This window comes from Methanoculleus sp. UBA303, from assembly GCA_002501655.1.
Classification (GTDB): Archaea; Halobacteriota; Methanomicrobia; order Methanomicrobiales; family Methanoculleaceae; genus Methanoculleus.
Genome location: DANY01000024.1, coordinates 82,275 through 107,506 on the forward strand (window position 1 = coordinate 82,275; position 25,232 = coordinate 107,506).

The following is a 25,232-nucleotide window of genomic DNA, read 5'->3' on the forward strand; positions in this document are numbered from 1 at the left end:
GAGTGAAAAAGGGGTGAGGTGTTCACTCATCCCGCTTTCTGTCATTCTTTCGTGTCCGGCATACGAGGTTGATCGCGTTGATCACCGCCTCGACCGATGCGAGGATGATATCGTCGCTTGAGGCGCTGGCATCAAAGACCCGGCCCCGCTCATCCTCGACGGCGATGGTGACGTGCCCCAGGGCATCGGTGCCCCCGGAGATTGCCTCGATGTTGAACTCCTTGAGGTGAACCGGGGCCGGGATGATGCCGAGGATCGCTCGCACGGCCGCATCCACCGGCCCGTTGCCGACACTCGAGAAGATATGCTCAACTCCCTCGACGGTCGCCCTGACACTGGCTGTCGGGATAACGTGGTTGCCGGTCATAATGGCGACATCCTGGAGTATCAGGGTCTTCTCGTCGGGCGCAAGCTGCATGACGCTTCCGGCGATCTCGTAGAGGTCTGCATCCGTCACCCGCTTGCCCTTGCCGGCAATCCCCTTCACCCGCAGGACGATCTCGTCCAGCTGGGCATCGGCGGGCTCCATGTGCACCTCGGCGAGCATCTGCCTGACCGCATGCCTGCCGGCGTGTTTGCCGAGTTTCAGCCTGCGCCGGTGACCGACCATCTCCGGCGTCATGATCCCGGGTTCGAACGTATCCGATCGGGTGATCACGCCGTGGGAGTGGATCCCGCTCTCGTGAGCAAAGGCGTTCTCGCCGACGATCGGCTGTGTAGCGGGGATGCTCATTCCTGCGTAGCGCGAGACAAGCCTGGAGGTCTCGACAAGGCTCGTCGTCCTGATTCCGGTATCGATACCATAGATGGACGATAGGACCATTACAGTCTGCGCGAGGTCGGCGTTGCCCGCCCGCTCGCCGATGCCGTTCACCGTCACCTGCACCTGGGAGGCGCCGCTCTCGACCGCCGCGATGGTGTTTGCCACCGCAAGCCCGAAGTCGTTGTGACAGTGGACGTCGATAGGGCAGTTCACCTCCCGGTCGATCCGGGTGATGAGGTGTTTCATGGCCGTCGGTGTGATCACCCCGACCGTGTCGGGGACGTTGATGATCGTGGCCCCGGCGTCCACCGCAGTGCGGTATACCTCTATCAGGTAATCCGGATCTGTTCTCGTGGCGTCCATGGCGGAGAACATGCACTGGCCGATATGGTCCCGGGCATACGCGATGATGTCGCCGGTGGCCTCAAGGACCTGCTCGCGGGTCTTTCTGATGGTGTACTCGCGCTGGACATCGGACGTCGGGATGAAGACATGGACCATATCGACGTCGCAGTCGATACACGCATCCACATCGGCCGCGAGCGATCGCGCGAGGCCGCAGACCTGCGTATCCAGGCCAAGGCCCCTGATGGCCTTGACGATCTCACGCTCGGCATCGGAGGATGCGGGAAAGCCTGCTTCGATGGTGTGCACTCCGATCAGGGAGAGTTGCTCAGCAATACCGAGTTTCTCTTCACGCGTGAATGAGATGCCCGGTGTTTGTTCACCGTCGCGCAGTGTGGTGTCGAAAACAGTGACGTTACTTTTCGCACGGCTATCGGTGAAGAAGACAGTACGCTTCAGCGTTCCTGGGTGCATCAGCGTTTGTAGAGTTCATATTTACTCATTATCGGAGGTTGTATATAAAGAATAACACCTGGAGCGTGCAGTGCCCGGAGGATTAGGCGAAATCTATAATAACAACTCCCGCTAACATTATTAGAGCAGAGACCCGCCTTAACTCAGACTGGTAGAGTGCGCGGCTGTAGTATAGTCTTCGCTCTCGGGCGAACTGCGCGGCTACCGCGATGTCCCCGGTTCGAATCCGGGAGGCGGGATCCTCATCAACAAAGAGTGCCCAGGTAGTGTAGTGGCCTATCATGACGGCCTGTCACGCCGTCGACACGGATTCGAATTCCGTCCTGGGCGTAATTTCCTCCCATTTTCCCTGAATGCAGCGGAGCGTATCTCCATCGCTGATGGAGGAGAAATTACTCCCTGACGGCCAGGAATACGCCGGGAAGTGCCGTAGGTTTGCCATAATCTCTAACTGCTACAATCCAGTAATTGGGATAATTGAAAGTTATTATATACCGGATTTTAATTTTATTTCTCAGATAAAATATATATACCTGAATGCAGTATCCGGTGTCATGCACGATCTGGCAAAATGGATTGAGAGTGATCCCGTATTCCACACTCTGGGGACGCTCATCATCGGGACTGGTATTCTCGTTCTTGCAGGTTTGATACTATATACCTGCGGGTTTCTGATCTGACGGCGGATCGCGATCGCCGGGGTAGTGTGCTACGGCAGGCCCCGGCGGCCTGAAGTATTGTCATGCGACGGTGCCCTCTGCCCTTCTCCTGAAGTGTTATTCAGTCCTGTGCCACCGGGACCGGGGGTTCACCCTTGCGGCCCCTTACCTGCATGAGGTGCCGAGGGCACCCTGCCCGCTGCTCGCCGCCTGAAGGCGAATGATCAACTCTTATTATAAATCCCCCTTAACGTGTGATACGAGCAGTTATGCTGCGGATGTGACATAAGATGAACCACAATGTGCTACCAGAGGTTGGAGACGGTTGTTTGAACGGGCAGGTCCCTGACACTCTGCTGGCCGGGCTCTCCGATCCGGATAAGGCGGTGCGGGCGGAGGCTATGCACGGGCTCGCAGCGATTGGAAGACCGGCTGTACCTGCCTGTATTGCCTTACTACAGGACGGCGACTGGAAGGTGCGCTACCGGGCGGCGGAGGCCCTTGGCCTGATCGGTGACGGTGAGGCGTATGCACCCCTCACTGCAGCCCTCGGCGACGGAAAAGACCATGTCCGCTACATGGCGGCGAAGGGGCTCGGGCTGCTTGGCGATCCCCGGGCAGTTACGCGCCTTGGAGCCATGCAGCGCGACGAGAACGAGTTTGTGCGGCGGAGTGCTGCCGGTTCCCTCGGGAAGATCGGCGGCGAGGAGGCGATCGGGATGCTCCGTGCGGCTCTCAGGGACGAGGCGACCGAAGGCGTCCGTGCGGCGATCCATGCGGCGCTTCATGATGCGGGAGCGGATGGGGCTTAACACTCTCCCCATACCCATCCATCCGTCGCACTAAGGGCAGTCGTTTCTCACGACGATAACGGTGATGTTGTCGGTGCCTGCCGCGTTCCTGGCGGCATCGATCAGTCTCCGGCATGCCGCGTCGGGCTCGCTCGCCATCACGATCTCCCGAATCATGCTCTCCGGGACGTAGTCGTGGAGCCCGTCCGAGGTGATCACCAGGACCGCCCCGGCGATCTCCATGAGGTCGAGGTCGACCTGCACCCGTGTCTCAAGCCCGAGTGCCTGCGTCAGGATGTTCTTTCCCGGATAGAGCATCGCTTCGGCAGGGGAGAGTACTCCTGCGTCCACCAGACCCTGAACGTAACTCTGGTCGCGCGTATGCCAGACGGATGACGGTGTCACGATGTGAGTCCTGCTGTCGCCCACCGTGCCGATCCAGCACCTCCCTGACTCGCTGACGATCGCCGCCGAGAGCGTTGTTGCGGCGTTCAGGCGCATCTCCCGGTTGTAGGCGTACACTGCGGCGTTTACGCGCTGGAATGCATCTTCGAGCACTGCGGCAGGTCCGGCCTCAGAGAGGCCCTCGCCCGCAGCCTCTGCGAGGACCGCGACGGCCATCCTGCTCGCAACGTCTCCGCAGGCATGCCCACCGAGTCCGTCGGCGACGGCGAATACATGATATCCGTCCACCCGACCCGCAAAATATGCATCCTCATTCCGTTCCCGCCCCCCGAGGTCGCTCATCGCTGCGTACCGGAGTCCTGACTCTCCCCTCACCTGCTCTGCACCCAGGAATCCTGGGGCGCCTGATCGAATATTCTTTTGGTGGCGGAACTTCCCGCCCATTACTTAAGGAAACCCGCGATGCAGCCCGTTCTCCCTGGCGCAACCAATGGCATACCCGTACTCCCGCGCCGTGATCGGGCGCTGGAGCGCCGCAAGCACCGGGCTTCTCCCTCCCTCAGCCGCCCTCCACGCCGGATGGTACTGGGCCATGATGTTCACGTAGGAGTCCCGCGAGATCTCCTCGGCGATGAACTGCATCACGATCTCGCTGTTTGCGAGGTTCCCCGGGAGCACCAGGTGACGGATGATCATGCCCCGCACCGCAAGACCATCTCTGACCACCAGGTCCCCGACCTGCCGGTGCATCTCCGCGAGCGCGGCCTGCATGCGGGCGGTGTAGTCGGGGGCATGGGAGAGTTCCCACGCCACATCGTCCCGTCCGTACTTCGCGTCCGGCATGTAGATGTCGATGACGCCGTCAAGGAGCCGGAGAGTCTCCACGGAGTCGTAGCCCCCGCTGTTGTAGACCAACGGGATATTGAGGCCGCGATCGGCGGCGATGGCGACCGCACGGAGGATCTGGGGGACGATATGCGAGGGGGAGACAAAGTTGATGTTGTGACACCGGCGTTCCTGCAGGCGGAGCATGATCTCGGCGAGGTCTTCACACGGGACTCCAGAGCCGACCCCGCACTGGCTGACCCCAAAGTTCTGGCAAAACTCGCATCGCATGTTGCAGCCTCCGAAGAATATCGTCCCCGACCCGTAGTTCCCCACGAGCGGCGGCTCTTCACCGAAGTGCGGGCTGTAACTCGAGACCATTGGGAGGAGACCGGTCCGGCAGAACCCCAATTCGTCTTCAATACGGTTCACATGGCACTCCTGGGGGCAGACGACGCAGTCGCGGAGCATCTCATGCGCCCGCCGCGCCCGGTCCTCCAGTTCGCCGCTCCCGGACAAGCGTATGTATCCGGGCAGCTGGGTTTGTTCTGCTTCGACCATGATCCACCCTGGGCCTGAAGCAGAAGAAAGTTTACCCCCTCCCCCTGCAGGGCTCATCCCCCGGTGGAGGATACGACGGCGGGACACCTGTCCGGGGTGGCGGAAGGGTCGACGAAGAGTGCCGGGCGGACGCCTCGTGCTCACCCGGCGAGCCTCCTAGCAGGCTCCCGGCTACGGTGTCGAACATCGGCATCACGGTTCGCCTCGAATACTATTTCCCTTTACCCCCGCCCGGCAAAGAATGATTTTGACAACGTTTATATTCCGCGTGAATAATTCTTCATTATCGTATGCCCGGCGAACGTAACCGTGCGTGCAGTCGCACACCGCGCAGAACCCCTCCTGGCGGGGTGATCATCGTTCTCGTCATCATCGGCATAGCCGTCATATGGGGTGGAGACATCTATTCGTCGATCGGGGCGCTGGTCGCCGGGCCGTCGGGCACACCCGCCTCCCTTCAGGTCGCCCCAGAAGACCTGGAGACGGGAGAAAAAACCATCAATTACCCGTATGTTCTCCGCGGTAAGCCGGGCCTGATCCGGTTTGATGCCTACCGGGGCGTCAACGACTATCTCTCCACGAAGTACCCTGTCTCATACGATGATGAACGCGACTACTGGCTTCAGTTTGTCGACGAGAGCGTCCAGGACCGATACCTCAAGCAGCTGGCTGAGAACATCCGGGCGGCGGAGGAAAAGCCCGACGACCAGGTGCGGGCCGCGATCAGCATGGTGCAGAAGATCCCCTACATCGATTACTCGTTCGATACGCTCGCCAAGTACCCCTACCACGTGCTCTACCACCAGAACGGGGACTGTGACGAGAAGTCGCTCCTGCTTGCGCACCTCCTCCGGGAGCTGGGGTACGGCGTTGCGGTCTTGCACTTCGGGCAGGAGCAGCACATGGCCGTGGGCATCAAGGCTCCTGCCCGGTACTGTTACGGGAAGACGGGCTACGCGTTCATCGAGACCACCGTGCCGGCCATTCCGACCGATGCTGGAGGGGACTATGGCGGGGCCGGAAGGTTGAGGTCGGCCCCGGAGGTCTTCGTCGTGGCGGATGGGGACGCCTTTGAGGGGATCTGGCGGGAGCATACCGACGCTGCCGAGTGGAACAGGATCCGGGGCATGGGCAGAGAGTTAGACCAGTACACCTACGGGCGGTACCGGAACCTGGCCCAGTGGTACGGGATGCCGTATTAGGGGCCGGCCGCCGGGTGCCGTGAAGAGGGCACCGAAACTTCCTGCAGGGCGCTGGAACGTCTCTCCGGACGACCGCGGCCTCTCGCACACCCATGCCACGCTCCTGATGGTCGCCATCACGGTCATCCTCGCCATCCTCCTCCTCCTGATTCTGCTCGGGATGATCCCCTCCTGGTCGTGGGCGGAGCCTTCGCTGCCCCCGATCGTCATCACCGAGATCGTCCACACGAGCGGGGCTACCGGAGAACTGACCTATGCAAGCAGGGTCTACCTCCTCAACAACGGCAGCACAGTCTACGAGAACGATTGCCTGAGGGCGGTCTTCTACCGGGACGGCCAGAGGACCTGCACCGTCCATACCCTAAACGGCCACCTCCTCATACCGTCACACCATTACGGGGTGCGGTACCTCAAAGGCGCGGGTTGCCGCTCCCCTTACTGGAACCCGGGCGAGGAGATGGAGGTCGACCTTGCCGACGAGACGCTCGTTCCGGGTGTAGAGATCACCGTGGAGATCGTGGACAAACTGACGGGCAAGGTGGTATCGAAGCACACCGTCCGGGCATGACCGCAAAGACATGTATTTGTACCGGCACGCGTCTAAAGGAGAATTATGTTCAAGACGATACTTTCGGCGGTCGACGGGTCGGAGATCAGCCGCCGTGCGCTCGAAGAGGCACTGGACGTTGCCCGCGCGATGCAAGCCTCCGTACATGTCGTGCACGTCATTCAGGCCGGCACATATCCTGCACTGCCCCTCAACGAATTCGAACCTTCTGATATAGCAAGGCAGGCGCTCCTGGACTCGCTTGAGCGGGAGGCGGACGAGACCCTCGCTGACGCACAACAGCGTGCAGTCGTTGCCGGCCTCCAGATAATCGTCCACAAGTGCTGGGGCCACCCGGGAGCCGAGATCACCGCACTGGCCCGGGAACTCGGTGCCGACCTGACGGTGGTCGGGTCACACGGCAGGGGCCGGCTCGACCGCTTCTTCCTCGGGAGCGTCAGTTCCTACGTCGTCGATCACGCAACATCAACGGTCATGGTCGTCAGAGGCTGACGACCCCGCTACATTCGGACGACCGGACGATGCCCCGGGCGATGAGCCGCGCCACCCTGATGGGCTCGGGCACCCTCCCTTCATGCGTGAAGTCGTTGCAGAGCCTCGCAGCATCCTCAGGGGAGAGGCCGTAGGGGCGGATGAACAGATCATATCCGGTGTGCAGCCGAACAGGAATCCGGTCGCCGAGTCGCCGGTATGCTGCGAGCCTGCCGGCATCGTCCGGGAAATGACGACGGATATCCTCTGCGAGCCCCTCTGACTCCTCGTAGGTGGCAACGATGATGGGGAGATTGGTCGCCTCCTGCACCGCCGCCGGATCGATGATGTTGTACCAGGCGATGATGCTCCCGCCGACCATCAGGAGGTTGATGTCCCGGCGCCCGAGACTGCTGAAGAGCCGGATGACCGCATCGGTCGCATCCGACCCCCCGACGGTTACCCGGGCAAAGGCCACCCCATCAATCAGGAGGTCCTTTCGCATGACAGCGCCGGCAAGGGTGGATCGCTCCCGTCCGGAATAACTCTCGGCGATACCGAGAGCCCGGAGCCCCGATTTGGCTACGTGCATGCGAAGCCCTTATGATACTAAATTGGATATAGTACACCGATGAACATCGAGCGAGATGAGGTATGCATCTTCATCCCCACGTTAAACGAGGCCCCGACGATCGGCGAGTTGATTGAGGGGTTCCGGCAGCGCGGTTTTCAACATATCCTCGTCATGGACGGGAACAGCACCGATGGAACACCCGATATCGCACGATCTGCAGGAGCTGTTGTCCGGACACAGACGGGAAAGGGAAAAGGCAACGCCATCATCGAGGCCGTGGAGATCATCGATGAGCCCTACGTGCTTATGCTCGACGGTGACGGCACCTACTCACTGGACGACGCGGATAAGATGCTCAATCCCCTCAGCCTCGGGTTCGACCACGTCATCGGCGACCGCCTCGTCAACCCCGAGGGAGAGGCATTCACCCGGTTAAACCTCCTCGGCAACCAGCTCCTTAACCTCCTGTTCAAGATCGCGCACGGCCGGGATCTCTGTGATATCCTCTCCGGCTACCGCGCCTTTACCCTCCACTCGATCCGGCAGATGACCCTCAAAGAGTCGGGGTTCGAGATCGAGACGGAGATGGCGGTCGAGGCGGTGAGAAACGGGCAGCGAATCACGGTCGTCCCGGTCCGGTATATCGCGAGGCCCGGCACGGTCACCAAATTAAACCCCCTCCAGGACGGCGCGAGGATATTCTCGACCATATACCGGCTCGCAAAGATGAACAACCCTATCTTTTACTTCGGGATCATCGGTCTCTTCATATCGCTTGCAGGGGGCGTCACCGGCATCTACGTCATCCTCGAATGGTTCAGGAACGTCGAGCACCTGCCGCTCACCATCCTCACGGTCCTCCTGATCACCATAGGCTTTCAGATCTTCATGTTTGGGGTGATCAGCGACATGCTTCTTGGGTTCCATCGCGAGACCACCCGCCAGATCGAGCAGTTACAGAACCCTGCCGAGCCGCCCCGTTAAGAAGAGGATCCGGCAGGCGTACTCGGCGATCGAGGTGTAGATATACGCCTCGTCCAGCGTTTTTCCGGCGGCAAACGTCCCGTGACCGCGGACGATGACGATATGGCCGCCCCGGAGCGCCTCCGCAACGTTGTGCGCAATCTCGTCGGTCCCCGGATTCCCGGGAACAACCGGGATCTCCGGGCAGAGCATCCCGCCCTCGCTGTCGGCCGGCCGGACGATATCGGCGTCGAGCGATGCGGCGACGGCGTGGACCGGGTGGGCGTGGACGATGGTGCGGTGCGGCGTCTCCAGGTAGACCTCCCGGTGGACCCGGTACTCGCTTGATGCCTCACGCGGGACATCGCCTGCCTCAGGCACAAACGCCGGCATCTCCCGGGCGTCCAGGTAGGCGCCGGTCCGGGTGATGAAGAACCCGCCTTCAGTGCGCACACTCATGTTCCCAAAATTCGCTCCGACAAGGCCCTCGAGGAAGAGCCGCTTCCCTATCCGTTCAAATTCCTGGTCCAGCATCTTCTGCACCCAGACTTCCTTACAGAACACTTCGACATGCCCGGGGATATGTGCTGCCCCGGGGTTATGCCGGGGGCATGAGCGTCCGGATACATCGTGCCCTCCCGAAAAGAGCAACCTTGCCGGGCACCGGGGGAACCGGGCACGAGCCCCGGGAAGACGCAAACTGAAACCTGTGCGGAAGTGAACGCGCCGTCCCCCTACTCGCCTCCCGGAGGCGGTTTTCCGCCACCGGGCAAGCCCCCTCACTCCTCCACACGGATCCAGGAAAATAATGTGACCTTATACAAATTTGACGCCTACGTCCCTCATCCTGTTAAAGCGGGCGATGTTGAGGAGGAGGGGTGTGACGCTCTCGACGATGGATGCTGCCGCAAGCGGCCCCGCATCGTAGGCGCGGAGGCTTGATACGCTGTTGACGAGGTCCATGACCTTCTGTTTTGCACCGTCGTCATCACAGCAGACGGCGACGGAGTAGTCGAGTTCCTCATCGAGCATCTGCCACTTGTTTGCGGCGACGTTGTTGAACGCCGCACAGACGGTCGCGCTCGGAGGAAGCATCCCCTTGATCATCATCGCCGCGGAGCCCTCCGGCGGGGGGGCGTAGTAGAAGTAGGTCGTTCGTTCGATCGGGTTGACAGGGCTGACGACGATCTTATCCTCAAACCCGGTCAGGGCCTTCAGAGTCGGGGCCACATGCTTGAAGGGTATCGCAAGGACGACGATATCCGCCTCGTCGACCGCGTTCTGGTTGGTGACGCCGGCGAGGCTGCACTCCAGCCCCCGCACCTGCAAGGTCTCCCGGCAGGTATCACAGGTTGCGATCGCCTTTGTCTCCTCACGCGACCCCACAATCACGTCGTAGTTCGGAGAGAGCCGGAGCGCCATGCCCTCGCCGATATCGCCGGTTCCGCCAACGATGCCGATCTTCACTGCCCCACCAGCGGCTTTAAGATGCTCTCAAGGCTTTTGAGGTCCTGAACGCCCACCAGTTTCTGGACGAGCTTCCCGTCTTTCTCGATGATGAGCGTGGGTACGAACTGGATGTCGTATTTCGCGGCATACTGTCGTGTCTGTTCGGAGTCGACACCGACATCGATCTTTTTGATCTCGACCTGATCGCCCATTCTCATTTTGAGCTCATCGATGATCGGTGACTGCTGGTGGCACGGACCGCACCACTCGGCAAAGAAGTCCATTAAAATCGGTTTTCCCATAAGGCTGTACCCCATTCACACATTGTGTGTGAACGGGGCAATAAATGTTGTTGTAGGGTTGTTATTTTGAGAGGATCGCCATGATAACCTTCCCGTACGCGGGCCTTGTGACCAGGATACCGATCAGGACACCGAGCATGGTAATGATGGCAAAGCCTCTGAGGGTGGAGAGGTCCATCAGCGCCAGCGGGAGCATGGCAATGAAGACCGTCGCTGCAGACACGGCGATGATCCCGAGGGCTCGCCCATACCGCTTCATGTAGAGGTTCTGCGACGGGACACGCCCTTCGTGGAGAACCTCGTCCGTGATGATGACGAGCTGGTCGATGCCGGTGCCCACCACGGCTATCAGGCCGGCGATGGCGGCGAGATCAAGTTGCTGGATGAACCGGGCAATGCCGAGCAGGATGATGATCTCAGCGAGGTTGATGGCGAGCATCGGGAGTACGATCAACGGCTCGCGGTAGCGGTAGTAGACGACGACCCCGACGGTGAGCAGCGCGAGCAGCCCGGCAAGGACGACCGTTGTCTTGAAGTGCTCACCGAGCGCCGCCGGGACGGAACCGGACCCGACCACATCCACTTTCACCGGCAGAGCACCGGCCCGCAGGTGGATCTCGAGCGTCATTGCGTCATCAAGCCCGGCATCGCCGGTTCCGGTGGTGGCCGAGAGCGACCTGACCGGGCCCGACCGGAGCTGTGCTGCGAGGTCCCCGGCGAGGGGGGCGCTGTAGACGGTCTTGTTGTCGAGGAGCATCACGAGATGGTGGGCTCCCGGGTTATCGACTGCCCCCTGTTTGAGGGCAGCCTCACGGAACGCCTGGGCGCCCGCCTCAGTGAGCGCGAATCCGACGCCCCATGTCTGGTACTCGGGATCCCTCTGCGGCACGCCGACGCTGGTGATCTGGTCGCCGAAGAGGACATGCTCGGTCTCGTTTCCTGTTGTCTGGATCCGGATCTCGAACATACCCTGTTTGCCGACGATCTCCTGCGCTGTCTCCATATCCACGCCGGCAAGTTCTATCCGTACGTACTGCGGGTACTCGCTTCCCGTCGGGGTGAGCAGGTTGATCCTTGCATCCTGCATGCCGAGGGCGTTCACCTTATCGTTGAGGATCCGTTTCACCTCATCCGCGGTGAAGGAGGAAACGCCTTCCTGGTAGCCGACGATCTTCGCACCCGATGCCGCGAATAGCGGTTCGAGATCGGCACGCGAGACGCTCTTTCTGATCTCCAGATGGTTCTGGTCGATCTGGATGACATCTGCTTCCAGGCTCTTCTGCAGATTATCTACGAGGTCTCCGACCGGCTTATCGGTCGAATAGGCAACGATTACAGACTGGAACTCCATCTGCAGCCAGGAACCGCCCTGGAGGTCGAGGCCAAACTGGAGGTTCCCCTCAAGCCCCTTCTGCAGGTCCGGGGGGGTCAGGTAGATGCCTGCGAGGGAACCGATGACCAGCACGAGCAGCAGGGCAACCCGCCAGTCCTTGACGAGGTTTATGATGGCTTCTCTATTCATTTCTTACCGCCCCGGAGGATGTACTCCTTGAGAATCCCGGCGTTCAGCATCCAGGTGTTCATCATATCGACGAAGAGCCCGATGAGGAGGACGCTTGCGATCTCGCTGATGATCTGGACCTGCCCCGCCGTGGAGACGACCCACATGGCAGCGATAGCCGCAAGCGTCGTCGTTGTCATGATGATCCCGGTCCTGAAGGCCCCGGCGAGTTTCTCGTCAAGTTTCCCCTTGCGCTTCAGGAGGCGCGTGGTCAGCAGGATGTCGCTGTCCACGGAGTACCCTATCAGCATCAGCAGGGCTGCCGTTGTCCCGAGGGAGAGCGGAATGCCGATGACCTGCATGATCGCGGCGGTGACGGCAATGTCGGCGAAGGCCGCAAGGACGACCGCCCCCGCCGGCACCAGGTTCCTGAACGCTATGAGAACCACGATGGACATCCCGATGAACGAGAAGAGCAGGGCGAGGAAAGCCTGGCTCTGGAGCGTCTTTCCGAACGTCTCGCCGATCTGGTCCACCTTCGCATCAGGATACTTCTCGTTGATGAGCGCAACGAGGCTCTGGTACCGGGCGTCGTCCATGGGGCCGAACTGGATGTACTTCCCGCCGCCGATCCCCTCGCCCACCGATAAGAGTGGATACCCCGAGAAGGTCGCCTCTATTGTCTCTCTGCTGTCAGAGGTGAATGCGGTGACCGCCGTTCCTCCCACAAAGTCGATGCCCGGTTTTAAGGGCAGGCCGGTGGTGAGCGTGGTGTAGCCAAGCAGGATCCCGGCAAGGAGGAGAAGAACGAGGGGCAGCGCTACCATCTGCCGCGGAGAGTATTTGTTGATGTCATATCTGGCAAATTCCATGCTGTATCAGTGTACGATTGTGAAAGGTTAAAGGGTTACTCATGGATATTAAGCAGGAATTGGGTTTCTCCGGATAAAGTTGCAGCGTCCCGTGATCACCCCGCGGAGGAGCGAACTCGAAAGTCCCGGGTGCTCCAAAACTCCTGCCGTCAGTCCATCGCTCGTGGTAGGTGGGGGGGCAGCACTGCACGGGAAGTGTACCGGGGAGGGACCATAGAGGTGGGCATGTACTTCCTGTGCAGGAGATCACGCCCTGTAATAGTCCTTTCCAGGATAATGGAGTTTCAACGTCTGCCGATATCCCATTTCGTCAGACAATTGTCGTCCTCCTGGCATAATCTCCGATTAAATGACTGAAAAGAAAAGATATATATAAAATACCGAATCACAAGCACATATGAGATCACCCTATGAGCTCAAAAAAGAGATAGAAACTCGACTCAAAGGTTATCTCTCACGGGACCGGGACGGAATCCGGCATGAACTGCTCAACCTCTTCGTAAAAGTGAAATCTCTGACCATACCCCAGATCTACGAGAAGTTGCAGGAGCAGTTCTCCACCAGTTACCACTCCGTCGCATCCATGGTAGGCATCATCGCGTCCCGGATAGGCATCCTGCATGTGAGGCGAAACGCAGAGGGAACAAACACCATCTACGAGTTGAAAGACCAGTACGTGGACGTGGTGGCAAATATCCTGGGAACGACGTAAACTCAAAAACCATACCTCTTTTTTTACACCCAGAACCAATATGAAGGACTACCATGCAGAGCGATACAAGGGAGCCAGAACCATCACGGAGCATATATGTCACGGATGACGTCCGATCGTATGTTCTCCAGAGAAAACGCGACTTCAGGGTGAGCACAGCCTGCAGCGGCCCAATCCTCCTTCCGACATCAGTAAAACCGCCGAAGGCGACCGACCTGCAGGTTCCTGTCGGCGATTATACCGTCTATATATCGAAGTACCAGGCCCGCTACATCGACTCCATCCACAGGGGAATGATTCCCATATTCTATGAAGATTTCTAAACCATGAGTTTCGAAGAACTGGACCATACCGCCGACGTCCTCATGCGGGTGCGGGGCACAACCATAACCGAGGTCTTCTCCGATGCAGGCCGGGCCCTGTTCCATGTTATGTACGGCCCCTGCGAGGACCGGGGCATCGAGAGGCAGATCTCCCTCGCAGCGGAGGACCTGGAGTCCCTCCTCATCGACTACCTCTCGGAGCTGCTCTTCATCACCGACGTCGAGAACATCGTTTTCTGCACCTTTGACGTCGATATCCAGGGCACCCGGCTCTCCGCTGCCATCAGGGGCGAGCCCTTCGACCCCGCGCGGCACTCCGCGGGGGCGCTCATCAAGGGTGTATCCTACTTCGGGCTCGAAATCGTTAAAGAAGAAGAGGCCTATGTCGTGGACATTATCTTCGATATCTGAGGGATCGATATGCTTGAAGGAATCAACCAGATTGGAGATCTCGAATGGGAGGTCCCCGTTGGATATGTCCCCAATATGCGGGTACCGGGGCGTTTCTTCCTCTCCCGGGCCCTCGCGGAGACACTCGAAGAGGGGGCCGTCCGCCAGCTCGCTAACGTCGCAACCTTGCCCGGGATTGTGAAGCATTCACTTGCCATGCCCGATATCCACTGGGGATACGGGTTTCCCATCGGCGGTGTCGCCGCGTTTGACATGACCGAGGGGGTCATATCTCCCGGGGGGGTCGGGTTCGACATCAACTGCGGCGTCCGGTTGATCACGACACCCCTGACCGAGACCGATCTCGCCGGCAGGAAACGGGATCTGATCGAGAGGCTCTTTGCTGCCGTGCCGACGGGTGTGGGTGCAAAGAGCACCCTGCGGGTCTCGAATAAGGAGCTGGCTGATATCATGGTGAGCGGCGCGCGGTGGGCGGTTGAGCGCGGGCTCGGTACCGGGGCGGACCTCATCCGGTGTGAGGAAGAGGGCGCGATGCCGGGCGCAGACCCAGGAGCCGTCAGTGCCAAAGCGCGCCAGCGTGGCCTGCCGCAGCTCGGGACGCTCGGCGCGGGAAACCACTTCCTGGAGGTCCAGGTGGTGAGGGAGATCATCGATCCGGAAGCGGCAAAGGTCTATGGGATCACTGAGGGGCAGGTCTGTTTCATGGTCCATTGCGGCTCGCGGGGCCTCGGCCACCAGGTCGCCACCGACCATTTACGGCTACTCGAGCGCGCGCTCGGGAAGTACGGGATACTGCTCCCCGACCGGCAGCTTGCCTGCGCTCCGATCGACTCCCCGGAAGGCCGCGCCTACTACGGCGGCATGGTCTGCGCTGCAAATTATGCCTGGACAAACCGGCAGGTCATCATGCACGAGGCCCGGAAAGTGTTCGCGCAGATGTACGGGATCGACTACGACGAGATGCGGCTCATCTACGATGTCGCGCACAACGTCGCCAAGTTCGAGCGTCACGACGTCGACGGCGCGTCGATGGAGGTCTGCGTCCACCGCAAAGGCGCGACGCGGGCGTTCGGCCCGAATGCCCCGGGTATCCCCCACGAGTATGCCGCGGTCGGGCAGCCGGTGATCATCCCCGGGAGCATGGGGACGTCCTCCTACCTCCTCCACGGCACGACGATCGCAATGCAGAAAACCTGGGGGAGCACCTGCCATGGCGCCGGCAGGGTGCTCAGCCGGTCGCAGGCGAAGAAAGAGGTCAGGGGAAAAGAACTCCGGGAGCAACTCGCAAAAGAAGGTATCCTGGTACGCGCTTCCCACGACTCCGTCCTCGCGGAAGAGGCGCCCGAAGTCTATAAGCCGAGCCATGAAGTGGTGCGCGTCGTGCACGAAGCGGGCCTCTCGGGTATTGTCGCCCGGCTGGACCCGCTTGGGGTGATCAAGGGGTGACCTGCAGAATCGGGCTGCTCTGGGACAGCCCCCTCATGTTCTCGCGCCTCATCGAGGACTGCGGCGCCTGCTGCGAGACGGTCAACCCCTACATGCTCGCCTCCCCCTTCTGGCGCGGGAGGTTTGTTGCGCTCATCGTGCCGACGGGGTTTGCAAATCCGGCCTACTCGAACCTCCTCCCGGCGCTCCGGGCTGCAGAGAGGCGCATCCGCCGTTTCGTCGAGAACGGCGGGCGACTGCTGGTCTTCGGCGCGGGGTGCCCGCGAGAGGACGCCTACGACTGGCTCCCGTTCCCGGTAACCTACACGTTCGCGTATGGGCCGCGTGCCGTCCGGTTCACCAGAGAGAGTAACTATTCATCCCTCTTCGCCGGGTATGACCATACCGCTGTCGAGTGCGACGGCTCTTTCCCGGCCCACGGCGGGGAGACGCTTGCCGTCTCGGCTACCGGCGAGGCGCTCCTGATTGGAAAGGCGATCGGTGACGGCATGATTCTGGTCTCCAGCATCCATGAATACCCGTCACGCGAATTCCTCAAGGAGTTCTCCTGCGGCGAGAGGGAAACCTTATTCTAGCTATAACATGATGAAAAATATAGATATGACCATGGAGCAATACGTCATCTCTGCCTCCTCGACAGCGCGCGATCTCGCTCCCGTCATGATGTGCATCCATGATCTGCTCGGCCATCTGCCTGTCACGGCACGGTCCCGTGACCATCCGGGGATCAGGATCGAGGACGGAAAGGTTATCGACGAGGCCTACACGGGCCCCATTCTCGAAGAAGTCCTGGTTGAGAACGCCACATTGAGGGTCAGGCCTCCAGCGGGCCCTTACCAGGGTATCCCGGTGGTGGTAGCGCCGGTGAGAGACGGCAAAGGCGGGGCTATCGGTGCGATCGGCATCGTCGATGTGACCGGCATCTTTGATCTGGCGGGTTTCATGGAGCAGAGCGCGGAGATCCGAAGACAGGTATGCGGCAGGGATCCCTGCCCGCTCCCGACTGAGTCGCCTGCAGCGAAAAGGTAATGTACGTCAACTACCCCGCCCTGAAGTGCGGGGCTTCGCGAACGGCTCAGCGAGACCAAACAGTAGACTAGGAGGCAAGCAATTGCAGCAGCGTTACGGGCTACAAGAACGGCAGAGTGTCTCCCTAGCTCTGCCCTCTTCCGGGCACGCCGAACCCGACGTACCTCTCGGGGTACTAAGCCCGTCTCGCCCCTCCGAAGGGAAATGCAACCCCGGTTTGACCGGGAGGAGATAATCTCATGCGAGTACCAGTTATGGACACGCACAGGACGCCGTTGATGCCGACCACTCCCACACGAGCTCGCCTGCTCCTCAAGCAGGGGAAGGCGAAACCGTACTGGAACAAGCTCGGCATCTTCTGCATCATCCTGACTTACACGGTTGAGCCTGACAACCGGTCGCTGGTTGTCGGGATCGACCCCGGCAGTTCCTTCGAGGGCTGGTCGGTGGTCGGGACCAAAGAAACCGTCTTGAACGGGATGTCGGAGGCCCCCAAGCATGTCAAGAAAGCAGTTGAAGTACGGAGAACCATGCGTCGAGCCCGGCGGCACCGGAAGTGCTGGCGGCGCCCCGCCCGGTTCAACAACCGGTCGAGAAACAAGGAGGCTCTCCCCCCAAGTACATTCGCCCGGTGGAACGCCAAGATCCGGATCCTTGAGCAACTGCGCAAGGTCCTCCCGATCACCGATGTGGTCGTAGAGGATGTCGCTGCTGGAACAAAGAAGAACTGCACCTGGTGGAACACAAACTTCTCCCCGCTGGAGGTCGGGAAACAATGGTTCTATCGGACGATCCGAGATCGCGGACTCGATCTACACCTGCATGCAGGGTATGAGACAAAAGAACTCCGTGAACGGTTTGGCCTGAAGAAGACCCGGCAGAAGAGCAAGCAGGTTTTTGCCGCCCACGCGGTCGATGCGTGGGTGATGGCAGCCGACGTCTCGGGTGCGGAGCACCCAACTGAACGGGGATTGTACTACTGGGCACCGATCCGGTTCTTCCGCCGGCAGTTGCACCGGTTGCAGCCGGAGAAAGGAGGAAATCGTAAACCCTACGGGGGAACCAGATCTCTGGGGTTTTCCCGGGGAACGCTGGTCCGGCACATCAAACATGGGTTGACGTACCTTGGAGGAACCCTGAAAGGAAGGGTATCGTTGCATAGCGCGGTCACCGGGAAGCGGGTGACCCAGAACGCAAAGGTAGAGGATTGTACGATCCTGACTCGTATCGCCTGGAGAACACAACTGTATGCCGGGACAGGCAGACGGCATTCCTCCCCGGCCTGAAGACCGGGATCTCCTGCCTGAAAGAAGATGAAGGACACGGCAATCAACGTACTGAAGATTCTCGAAGAATCCCCCGGCCCGATCTCGGGCGAGCGGATTGCAGAGCAGCTGGGTGTCACCCGTTCGGCCGTCTGGAAACAGATACGCGAGCTCCGGAGATTAGGATACGGCATATCGTCGTCCCGGGCAGAAGGCTACCGCCTCGAGGTGACGACCAACAAACTCCTCCCATACGAAATCAATAAGCGGCTCCGCACCCGGTCCATCGGTAAGCAGATCCGCCACTTTGATCGCACTGCTTCCACGAGCTGGATCGCAAAGCAGCTCGCGAACGAGACCGATCCTGAGAAACTGCACGGCATGGTGATCGTCGCCGAAGAGCAGACCGGCGGGGTCGGAAGGCTCGGGCGCGCCTGGGTCTCACCTGCCGGCGGCATCTGGGTTACCATCATCTTAAAGCCGAAGATCCCGATGGATCACCTCTTCATGCTCACCATGGCCGGGTCGATCGCGATCGCCCGCGCCATCAGAAAGGAGTACAACATCAGTGCGCTCATCAAGTGGCCCAACGACATCTTCGCCGGGGATAAGAAGGTCGGCGGGCTACTCCTGGAACTCGCCGCGGAGGCGGATACCGTCCATTACGGCCTTCTTGGGATAGGGATCGACGCAAACATATCGCTTGTCGACCTCCCGCCGAATCTGAGAGGGACGGTGACCTCACTCCAGGCGGAGGTCGGTCACGAAGTCGACCGCGTGGCGCTTCTCGTCCGGATCCTGCGGGAGTTCGAACTGCGCTACCAGCAGCTCGAGGATGGAGAGTATGATTCCATCATCCGCGAGTGGAAGAGCCTCTCCCTGACGCTTGACCAGCGGGTGGCCATCAGGACAATCAACAAGACCTTTGAGGGGGAGGCTATCGATATCGATAGTCACGGCGCCCTGATCATCCGCAAGGACGACGGAAGAATAGAGCGGGTTATCGCCGGCGACTGCTTCCAGCTCTAGAGCGCCGGGAGTATGTACACCACCCCATAATTTTTGGTTGACAGGGTTTTTATCGTCAACCCGCCAATTTAAAAGGGTTGACATGAAACACCGCGCTCAGATTCTTGCCTACAGCGGCACATTCATCGCGCTGATCGCTGCCGGAAGCTGGATATCCATACCGCTACCTCCGGTCCCGCTCACGCTCCAGACCCTCTTTGTGCTTCTTGCCGGGATCGTCATGCATCGGTACGCCGTGATCCCTGTTGGCCTCTACGTGCTCCTTGGGGCGGCAAACCTCCCGATCTTCCATAACGGGACGGCGGGCCTCGGGGTGCTCCTCGGTCCCACGGGAGGGTTCCTGCTCGGCTTTGTCCCGGCCGCCCTCATCGCCGGGCTCGCCTACGAACAGCAATCGGCGAAGTGCCGGGCCGCAGGGCTGATCGCGGCGACCGGTGCGATCTACCTCTTCGGTGTCGTATGGCTTTCATACTCGGCGTCGCTTTCGCTCCTTCAGGCGGCCCTTCTCGGTGTCGCCCCGTTCATCATCGGTGATGCAGTGAAGGTCCTGGCGGCATACACCATAGGAAAACGGGTGGCATGATCCGTATCGTCAATCTCCGGCACCGTCTCATCGACATCCCCGACCTCACGGTAGATGCGCGTCATATCGCCGTGATCGGGCCGAACGGGAGTGGCAAGACGACGCTTCTTGCGGTCTGCTCCGGTATCGAGGAACCGCGGAGAGGAACGGTCCAGCTCCTCGGGAGGCCACCGTCCGCCGTGAGGATCGGGTGGGTGGGGGAGTTCCCCGACCGGACGCTCCTCTTCTCCCGGGTATACGACGAGATCGCGTCATCTCCCCGGTTCCATCATCGCTCCTGCCGGGAGACCGACGAGCGGGTCAGGGCGGCCGCCACACAGGTTGGAATATCGCACCTCCTCGAAAAGAAAGTCTCGGCCCTCTCGGGGGGCGAGAAGGCCCTCGTTGCGCTGGCTGCCGCCGGCGTCGATGACCCCGAGGTGCTCATCCTGGACGAGGCCGACTCGCACCTGGACGCCGGGACGGCAGCGTGCGTCCAGAGTGCCGTGCAGAAGAGCACGGCGGCCCACACACTCTGGTGCACACAGTCGATGGATACTGCGGCTCTCGCGGACTACGTCCTCTTTATGGCGGGAGGTGTGGTCCGGCACCACGGCACGCCCGAAGAGGTCTTCACGAGGCTCGAGGAGACGTGCTTCTACCCCACGATGTGGAGGATCCGCCGGTGAGGGTAGACCTCGAGGATCTTCTCTTCTCCCGGGGCCCGTTCACCCTCCGGGGCAGTGGAACCTTCGGTGAGGGCGTTCACCTGGTCAGCGGGCCGGTGGGGAGCGGGAAATCGACGCTGGCCCTTCTGCTCGCTGAACTGAGCCGTCCTGATAGCGGGGCGATCCGGCGGCAGGGGATAACGTCAGCCCTGCTCCTGCTGCAGTTCCCCGAATACCACATCACCTGCCCGACCGTTGCCGAAGAGGCCGGGTCCTGGGGATTCGCGCCGGACGACGTGCTCGCGCGGGCGGACCTTGCCGGGCGCGGGGACACCGATCCGTTCCACCTCTCCCGCGGCGAACTCAAAAGGCTGACCCTGGCCTGCACGGTCATGCGGAACCCGGACCTGCTGATGCTGGATGAGCCATTCAGTTCGCTCGACTGTGCCGCCAAACGGAAAGCCTGCAGGATGATCGATGAGAGAGATGAGGGTATCACCATCATCTTCTCGCACGAGCGCGCGGTCCTCCCCCGGGTGGACACCATCTGGGAGATGGAGGGCGGGACTCTGACCGCCCTCGGCAGCGTGCCCGGGGCGATTTCCCGGTGGCGGCACGCTCCGCCGTATCTTGCGTATGCTCTGGAGCAGGGCGCCCGCCCGGAGAACATCAGGCTTTCCGATGCACAGGAGGCGTTATGCAGGACCCAAGGCTGAGACTTCTATCCACGGCGGTCCTCTCGCTCGCTGCGTTTGCGAGCACGACGGGCGCCGTCGCCGCTCTGATCTGGTGGCTCGTCTTCACGCCGCGCACAAAGGCTCTCCCGCGGCCCGGCGTGCTTCTTTCCCTCATTGCGATGATCGCCGTCACAGCGCTCGTCTCCTGGTGGGGAGGCGGCCCGGGTGTCTCCTACCTGGTCAGGATGGTCGCGGTCCTGTTCCTTGCCGCGTGGGCGTATGCCGAGACTGAGGAAGGAGAGATGCTTGCCGTGGCTGTCTGGGCCCTCGGTGACCGGATCGGGTTCGAGATCGGGCTCATCGCAGAGATGGGGCTTACGGGGCTGGCGGTGATCCGGCAGGACATCGACCAGATACAAGTCGCACTTGCGCTGAAGGGGATCCGAATCGGCGCTCGCTCGATCGTGCCGATCGCTGCTCTGCTCATCGTCGCCCAGATCCGGAGGGCCGATGAAATGGCCAGACTGCTGGTGGTACGGGGATACACGCTCGGAGGGCGGATATGTCCCCTGTTCAGAACAGACTCGCGAGACATTCTGGCATCCCTATCGGCGGTGATACTCGGGCTTTTATCCTGCCTGCCAGTTCGAGACGTTTTTATATTATTACAGTGAATTTTTTAGAGGCTTTATTGCAATCTCCTCAGCCCTTCGAGGTGCAAAATTCGATGTGTGCTGCCAAATCTGATACACTCTATATCACCGATACCACGCTTAGGGACGCGCATCAGTCGCTCATCGCCACCAGGCTCCGGACTGAAGACATGCTCCCTCTTGCCCGCGCCATTGATAACGTGGGTTTTTTCTCCGTCGAAGCCTGGGGCGGGGCGACCTTTGACAGCTGCATCAGGTTCCTCAACGATGATCCCTGGGATCGCCTCCGGATGCTGAAGACCGAGCTTCGGCGAACTCCCATCCAGATGCTCCTGCGGGGCCAGAACCTCGTGGGCTACCGGCATTACCCCGACGACGTGGTGGAGAGGTTCGTAGATGCATCTGCGCGGAACGGGGTTGATATCTTCCGGGTCTTTGATGCGCTCAACGATATCCGGAACATGACCAAAGCGATGGAGGAGGTCAGGAACGTCGGGGCGCACCTGCAGGGTGCGATCTCCTATACGACAAGCCCGGTCCACTCCGTCGCGACGTTCATCGATATGGCGGAGGACCTCTACTCGCTCGGGTGCGACTCGATCTGCATCAAGGACATGGCGGGGCTGATCATGCCCCACGATGCCCGCGATCTGATTTCGGGGATCAAGAAGGCGGTAGACATCAAGGTCTGCCTCCACTCCCACTGCACGAGCGGCGTCGCGCCCCTGAGTTATCAGGCGGCGATCGATGCGGGTGTGGATATCCTCGATACGGCGATGTCGCCGTTCGCGCTCGGGACCTCCCAGCCCCCGACGGAGAGCGTTGTCGCAAGTGTCTCCCGAACGTCGCGCGATACCGGCATCGACCTGATAGCGCTCCGGGAGGTGCGCAACGTCTGCCGGGAGGTGCGGGAGAAGTACGAACCGCTCTTTTCCGCCATCGCAGACAGGGTCGACTCCGACGTGCTGATCTACCAGCTCCCGGGCGGCATGATATCCAACCTCATCTCCCAGTTAAAGGAGCAGGATGCGCTCGACCGCCTGGAAGAGGTGTTCCTGGAGATCCCCCGGGTGAGGAAGGACCTCGGTTACCCGCCGCTTGTGACACCGACGAGCCAGATCGTGGGCACCCAGGCGGTCTTTAACGTCCTCATGGGTGGGGAACGCTACCGGAACGTGACGACGGAGGTGAAGGACTACGTCCTCGGCCTCTACGGGCGCCCTCCCGCCCCGATCAGCCCCGAGGTGCGGAAGTTGATCATAGGCGACGAGGAGCCGGTCACGGTCCGCCCGGCGGACCTTCTCATGCCTATATACGAGCAGATGCGGGGGGAGGCTGTGGAGCAGGGCCTGGTCACCAGGGAGGAGGACGTCCTCACCTACATCCTCTACCCGAGCATCGCTCCGTCGTTCCTGAAGGGCGAGCGCCAGGCTGAAGTGATCTCGAAACCGTCAGCCGAATCGGCGAGGACTGCGGAGATTCCGAGTTCCATGGAGGTGGAGGTGGACGGCGAGATCTTCTCGGTCCGGATCGTCACCGTGGAGGGGAGTTCGGTCACGGTCCCGATGGCCGCCCCGGCCGCCAGGGAGAGGATCCCTCGAGGGGATGTCGCCGGCGGCGTTAAGAGCAACATGCAGGGCATGGTCCTGCAGGTGCTGACCCAGAAGGGGAACGCCGTCAGGAAGGGGGATACACTCATTGTCCTTGAGGCGATGAAGATGGAGAACCCCATCCGCAGTCCGCGTGACGGCACAGTCGAGGAGATCTTTGTGAATGCCGGGGACGTCGTGCAGAATGGCGACGTGCTGATGATTATTGAATGAGGCCCGCCCCGGGTTACCAGAAAGAGAACTTGCGTGATGAAGTATTTTGACAAGATCCTGATCGCCAACCGCGGCGAGGTCGCCATCCGGGTTATGCGCGCCTGCCGGGAGCTGGATATCGATACGGTTGCGATCTACTCCGAGCCTGATAAGAATGCGCTCCACGTCAAGTACGCCGATGAAGCCTTCTGCGTCGGTGAGGCACACCCGTCCAAAAGTTACCTCAACAAGGAGCGGATCTGCGATATCGCCCGGAAGTCCGGGGCTGAGGCGATCCACCCGGGATACGGGTTCCTCGCTGAGAACTATCGGTTTGCAAAACTTGTCGAGGATGAAGGGCTGACGTTCATCGGGCCTTCGTGGAAGACGATCGAGGCGCTGGGCTCGAAGATTGGGTCGAAGCGGATGATGCACGAGGCCGGTGTTCCGGTCCTTCCCGGCACGCCGGACGGTGTCACCTGTCTCGATGAGGCGAAGAAGGTCGCCGCCGAGATCGGCTACCCGGTGGTCGTGAAGGCGAGCGCGGGCGGCGGCGGTATCGGTATGCACATCGTCGAGTGCGAGGAGGAACTCGAGGAGGCGATCGACATGGGGATGCGGATCGCGGAGTCCGCCTTCGGGGACCCGACGGTCTTCGTGGAGAAGTACCTCGCGAAACCACGCCATATCGAGATCCAGGTCCTTGCCGACGCGAAGGGACACACCCTCCACCTCTACGACCGGGAGTGTTCCATCCAGCGCCGGCACCAGAAACTGCTCGAGGAGGCGCCCTGCCCCATCATGACGCCCGATCTCCGGGAGCGGATGACGGCGTCAGCCATCACTGCCGCAAAGGCGGCGAACTACAAGAACGCCGGCACGGTGGAGTTCCTCTACGCGAACGGCAACTACTACTTCATGGAGGTGAACACCCGGCTGCAGGTGGAGCACACCATCACGGAGTTCATCACGGGGATCGATATCGTGAAGCAGCAGATCGCTGTCGCCGCCGGTGAGGAACTCTCGATGGACCAGGAGGATGTCAGCATCCGGGGGCATGCGATCGAGTGCCGGATCAACGCGGAGGACCCGTTGAACAACTTCACCGCCGATCCGGGCAAGATTGTCCGCTACCGGTCTCCGGGAGGTCCGGGGATACGGGTCGACTCCGGCATCCACATGGGCTACACCATCCCTCCGCATTACGACTCGATGATATCCAAACTCTGCGCCTGGGGGTCCAACCGTGAGGAGACCATCCAGCGGATGCGCCGGGCCATCTACGAGTATGTCATCCTCGGCGTGAAGACGACGCTTCCGCTCCAGTACGCAATCATGCACAACGCCCACTTCATCGCCGGCGATACGCACACGCACTTCCTGCAGGAGGAGCACATCGGAGCGAGCCTGCGCCGCTACCTCCGCGAGGAGGAGACGCGCATGCAGACGCTGGCGGCATCGCTCCGGCAGGGGAAGGAAGTGGCGGCGATCGCCGCGGTGGTCGATGTGTATCTGCGGAAAAACATGAAGTGACCCCTCACTTCATGTTTCCGGGATGCATAAGGTTTATTTGCCAATACACCATTGTTATAATGCACTTTGTGTGCTGCGGTGGCCTAGTCGGTTAGGGCGCCAGACTCATAGGGTTTTCGAGAGAAACGGTGCGTCCAAGCCTGGGACATCTGGAAATCGTGGGTTCGGATCCCACCCGCAGCATCTTAACGGTTGATTTAAAATCCAATTCTGAAAGAACGTTTTTCTTTTGAGGTTGCTCTCTCACGGTCCTGCCCTGCTCCCGGGATAAAGAGTTTTTCAAGAGCGCGATACCGCGCTGATCGGGGCACCGTGTGTGGAGCATGATGGGATCTTTCTCCATCACGTGCCCACAAACAGATCAAAAAGATAGAACCTGAACTCCCGGCAACCTTAG

29 protein-coding genes and 3 tRNA genes are annotated in these 25,232 nt (G+C 60.7%); 23 read left to right on the top strand and 9 right to left on the bottom strand.

The genetic code is table 11. From position 1 onward, the window contains the following. Positions 1-22: 22 nt before the first annotated feature. Complete coding sequence (locus BP846_RS05070) at positions 23-1,582, bottom strand: 2-isopropylmalate synthase (RefSeq protein WP_292393079.1); 1,560 nt, start codon at positions 1,580-1,582, stop codon at positions 23-25. Between the two features lie 132 nt (positions 1,583-1,714). Here BP846_RS05070 and BP846_RS05075 point away from each other — a divergent pair. The 4 genes from BP846_RS05075 to BP846_RS05090 all read left to right on the top strand — a co-directional run bounded on the left by BP846_RS05075 (position 1,715) and on the right by BP846_RS05090 (position 3,053). Continuing rightward, positions 1,715-1,821 (top strand) — tRNA-Tyr (locus tag BP846_RS05075). An 18-nt stretch (positions 1,822-1,839) separates the two neighbouring features. Further along, a tRNA-Asp gene (locus BP846_RS05080) sits at positions 1,840-1,912 on the top strand. 50 nt (positions 1,913-1,962) lie between these two features. Continuing rightward, positions 1,963-2,262, top strand: coding sequence for a hypothetical protein (locus BP846_RS05085; RefSeq protein ID WP_292393081.1), 300 nt, complete (start codon positions 1,963-1,965; stop codon positions 2,260-2,262). 308 nt (positions 2,263-2,570) lie between these two features. Then, the gene (locus BP846_RS05090) at positions 2,571-3,053 is read left to right on the top strand and encodes a HEAT repeat domain-containing protein (RefSeq protein WP_292393083.1); all 483 of its coding nucleotides are present in this window, start codon (positions 2,571-2,573) and stop codon (positions 3,051-3,053) included. Between the two features lie 30 nt (positions 3,054-3,083). Here the strand turns inward: BP846_RS05090 and BP846_RS05095 are convergent, their stop codons facing one another. Then, positions 3,084-3,812, bottom strand: a complete 729-nt coding sequence (locus tag BP846_RS05095; protein WP_292393084.1) for a PP2C family protein-serine/threonine phosphatase — start codon at positions 3,810-3,812, stop codon at positions 3,084-3,086. Positions 3,813-3,884: 72 nt separating this feature from the next. Continuing rightward, the gene (locus tag BP846_RS05100) at positions 3,885-4,823 is read right to left on the bottom strand and encodes a radical SAM protein (protein WP_292393086.1); all 939 of its coding nucleotides are present in this window, start codon (positions 4,821-4,823) and stop codon (positions 3,885-3,887) included. A gap of 290 nt (positions 4,824-5,113) precedes the next feature. Here BP846_RS05100 and BP846_RS05105 point away from each other — a divergent pair, with 290 nt between their 5' ends. Genes BP846_RS05105 through BP846_RS05115 form a run of 3 tightly spaced genes read left to right on the top strand, consistent with a single transcriptional unit; the run spans position 5,114 to position 7,085 of the window. Continuing rightward, positions 5,114-6,025 (top strand): transglutaminase domain-containing protein, encoded by a 912-nt coding sequence (locus tag BP846_RS05105; protein WP_292393087.1) that lies wholly within the window; start codon positions 5,114-5,116, stop codon positions 6,023-6,025. Between the two features lie 19 nt (positions 6,026-6,044). Then, complete coding sequence (locus tag BP846_RS05110) at positions 6,045-6,593, top strand: archaellin/type IV pilin N-terminal domain-containing protein (protein WP_292393089.1); 549 nt, start codon at positions 6,045-6,047, stop codon at positions 6,591-6,593. Between the two features lie 45 nt (positions 6,594-6,638). Continuing rightward, a complete protein-coding gene (locus BP846_RS05115; RefSeq protein ID WP_292393091.1) occupies positions 6,639-7,085 on the top strand; it encodes a universal stress protein in 447 nt (148 codons plus the stop codon). Here the strand turns inward: BP846_RS05115 and BP846_RS05120 are convergent. Next, entirely contained in the window at positions 7,075-7,656 is a 582-nt protein-coding gene (locus BP846_RS05120) for a DUF99 family protein (RefSeq protein WP_292393093.1), read from the bottom strand. The two genes, BP846_RS05115 and BP846_RS05120, sit on opposite strands and share 11 nt — an antisense overlap. Before the next feature lie 39 nt (positions 7,657-7,695). Here BP846_RS05120 and aglJ point away from each other — a divergent pair, with 39 nt between their 5' ends. Next, positions 7,696-8,622, top strand: coding sequence for an S-layer glycoprotein N-glycosyltransferase AglJ (gene aglJ, locus BP846_RS05125; RefSeq protein WP_292393096.1), 927 nt, complete (start codon positions 7,696-7,698; stop codon positions 8,620-8,622). Here aglJ and BP846_RS05130 read toward each other — a convergent pair. The 5 genes from BP846_RS05130 to BP846_RS05150 form a co-directional block, all read right to left on the bottom strand. Beyond that, positions 8,593-9,135, bottom strand: coding sequence for an aldolase (locus BP846_RS05130; protein ID WP_292393158.1), 543 nt, complete (start codon positions 9,133-9,135; stop codon positions 8,593-8,595). The genes aglJ and BP846_RS05130 overlap by 30 nt on opposite strands. A gap of 282 nt (positions 9,136-9,417) precedes the next feature. Then, the gene (gene npdG / locus BP846_RS05135) at positions 9,418-10,068 is read right to left on the bottom strand and encodes an NADPH-dependent F420 reductase (protein WP_292393098.1); all 651 of its coding nucleotides are present in this window, start codon (positions 10,066-10,068) and stop codon (positions 9,418-9,420) included. Further along, complete coding sequence (locus BP846_RS05140) at positions 10,065-10,352, bottom strand: thioredoxin family protein (protein WP_292393160.1); 288 nt, start codon at positions 10,350-10,352, stop codon at positions 10,065-10,067. Before BP846_RS05140 ends, npdG begins: the two co-directional genes overlap by 4 nt. Before the next feature lie 61 nt (positions 10,353-10,413). Beyond that, positions 10,414-11,874 carry a preprotein translocase subunit SecD gene (locus BP846_RS05145; protein ID WP_292393100.1) on the bottom strand — a complete coding sequence of 487 codons (1,461 nt, stop codon included), beginning with the start codon at positions 11,872-11,874 and terminating at the stop codon, positions 10,414-10,416. Next, complete coding sequence (locus BP846_RS05150; RefSeq protein WP_292393102.1) at positions 11,871-12,725, bottom strand: protein translocase subunit SecF; 855 nt, start codon at positions 12,723-12,725, stop codon at positions 11,871-11,873. Before BP846_RS05150 ends, BP846_RS05145 begins: the two co-directional genes overlap by 4 nt. A gap of 397 nt (positions 12,726-13,122) precedes the next feature. Here BP846_RS05150 and BP846_RS05155 point away from each other — a divergent pair, with 397 nt between their 5' ends. The 15 genes from BP846_RS05155 to BP846_RS05225 all read left to right on the top strand — a co-directional run bounded on the left by BP846_RS05155 (position 13,123) and on the right by BP846_RS05225 (position 25,018). After that, positions 13,123-13,437, top strand: coding sequence for a DUF2551 domain-containing protein (locus tag BP846_RS05155; RefSeq protein ID WP_292393104.1), 315 nt, complete (start codon positions 13,123-13,125; stop codon positions 13,435-13,437). A 53-nt stretch (positions 13,438-13,490) separates the two neighbouring features. Beyond that, positions 13,491-13,760, top strand: a complete 270-nt coding sequence (locus tag BP846_RS05160) for a hypothetical protein (RefSeq protein WP_292393105.1) — start codon at positions 13,491-13,493, stop codon at positions 13,758-13,760. Positions 13,761-13,763: 3 nt separating this feature from the next. Next, complete coding sequence (locus BP846_RS05165) at positions 13,764-14,171, top strand: archease (RefSeq protein WP_292393107.1); 408 nt, start codon at positions 13,764-13,766, stop codon at positions 14,169-14,171. Between the two features lie 9 nt (positions 14,172-14,180). Then, positions 14,181-15,617, top strand: coding sequence for an RtcB family protein (locus tag BP846_RS05170; RefSeq protein ID WP_292393109.1), 1,437 nt, complete (start codon positions 14,181-14,183; stop codon positions 15,615-15,617). Next, positions 15,614-16,192: a hypothetical protein gene (locus BP846_RS05175; protein WP_292393111.1), complete on the top strand. Its 579-nt coding sequence runs from the start codon at positions 15,614-15,616 to the stop codon at positions 16,190-16,192. The genes BP846_RS05170 and BP846_RS05175 overlap by 4 nt, the downstream gene beginning before the upstream one ends. Positions 16,193-16,223: 31 nt before the next feature. Beyond that, complete coding sequence (locus BP846_RS05180) at positions 16,224-16,646, top strand: DUF2111 domain-containing protein (RefSeq protein ID WP_292393162.1); 423 nt, start codon at positions 16,224-16,226, stop codon at positions 16,644-16,646. 239 nt (positions 16,647-16,885) lie between these two features. Then, entirely contained in the window at positions 16,886-17,932 is a 1,047-nt protein-coding gene (locus BP846_RS05185) for an RRXRR domain-containing protein (RefSeq protein WP_292393113.1), read from the top strand. 27 nt (positions 17,933-17,959) lie between these two features. Next, entirely contained in the window at positions 17,960-18,940 is a 981-nt protein-coding gene (locus tag BP846_RS05190; RefSeq protein WP_292393115.1) for a biotin--[acetyl-CoA-carboxylase] ligase, read from the top strand. A gap of 82 nt (positions 18,941-19,022) precedes the next feature. After that, a complete protein-coding gene (locus tag BP846_RS05195) occupies positions 19,023-19,523 on the top strand; it encodes a biotin transporter BioY (RefSeq protein WP_292393117.1) in 501 nt (166 codons plus the stop codon). Then, positions 19,520-20,191: an energy-coupling factor ABC transporter ATP-binding protein gene (locus tag BP846_RS05200; RefSeq protein ID WP_292393118.1), complete on the top strand. Its 672-nt coding sequence runs from the start codon at positions 19,520-19,522 to the stop codon at positions 20,189-20,191. Before BP846_RS05195 ends, BP846_RS05200 begins: the two co-directional genes overlap by 4 nt. Further along, complete coding sequence (locus BP846_RS05205) at positions 20,155-20,886, top strand: ATP-binding cassette domain-containing protein (protein ID WP_292393120.1); 732 nt, start codon at positions 20,155-20,157, stop codon at positions 20,884-20,886. Before BP846_RS05200 ends, BP846_RS05205 begins: the two co-directional genes overlap by 37 nt. Continuing rightward, positions 20,868-21,521, top strand: a complete 654-nt coding sequence (locus BP846_RS05210; RefSeq protein ID WP_292393122.1) for a hypothetical protein — start codon at positions 20,868-20,870, stop codon at positions 21,519-21,521. The genes BP846_RS05205 and BP846_RS05210 overlap by 19 nt, the downstream gene beginning before the upstream one ends. Before the next feature lie 53 nt (positions 21,522-21,574). Continuing rightward, positions 21,575-23,323 carry a sodium-extruding oxaloacetate decarboxylase subunit alpha gene (gene oadA / locus BP846_RS05215; protein ID WP_292393124.1) on the top strand — a complete coding sequence of 583 codons (1,749 nt, stop codon included), beginning with the start codon at positions 21,575-21,577 and terminating at the stop codon, positions 23,321-23,323. 36 nt (positions 23,324-23,359) lie between these two features. Beyond that, positions 23,360-24,835: an acetyl-CoA carboxylase biotin carboxylase subunit gene (locus BP846_RS05220; RefSeq protein ID WP_292393126.1), complete on the top strand. Its 1,476-nt coding sequence runs from the start codon at positions 23,360-23,362 to the stop codon at positions 24,833-24,835. 72 nt (positions 24,836-24,907) lie between these two features. After that, positions 24,908-25,018 (top strand) — tRNA-Met (locus BP846_RS05225). The last annotated feature ends 214 nt before the right edge of the window (positions 25,019-25,232 follow it).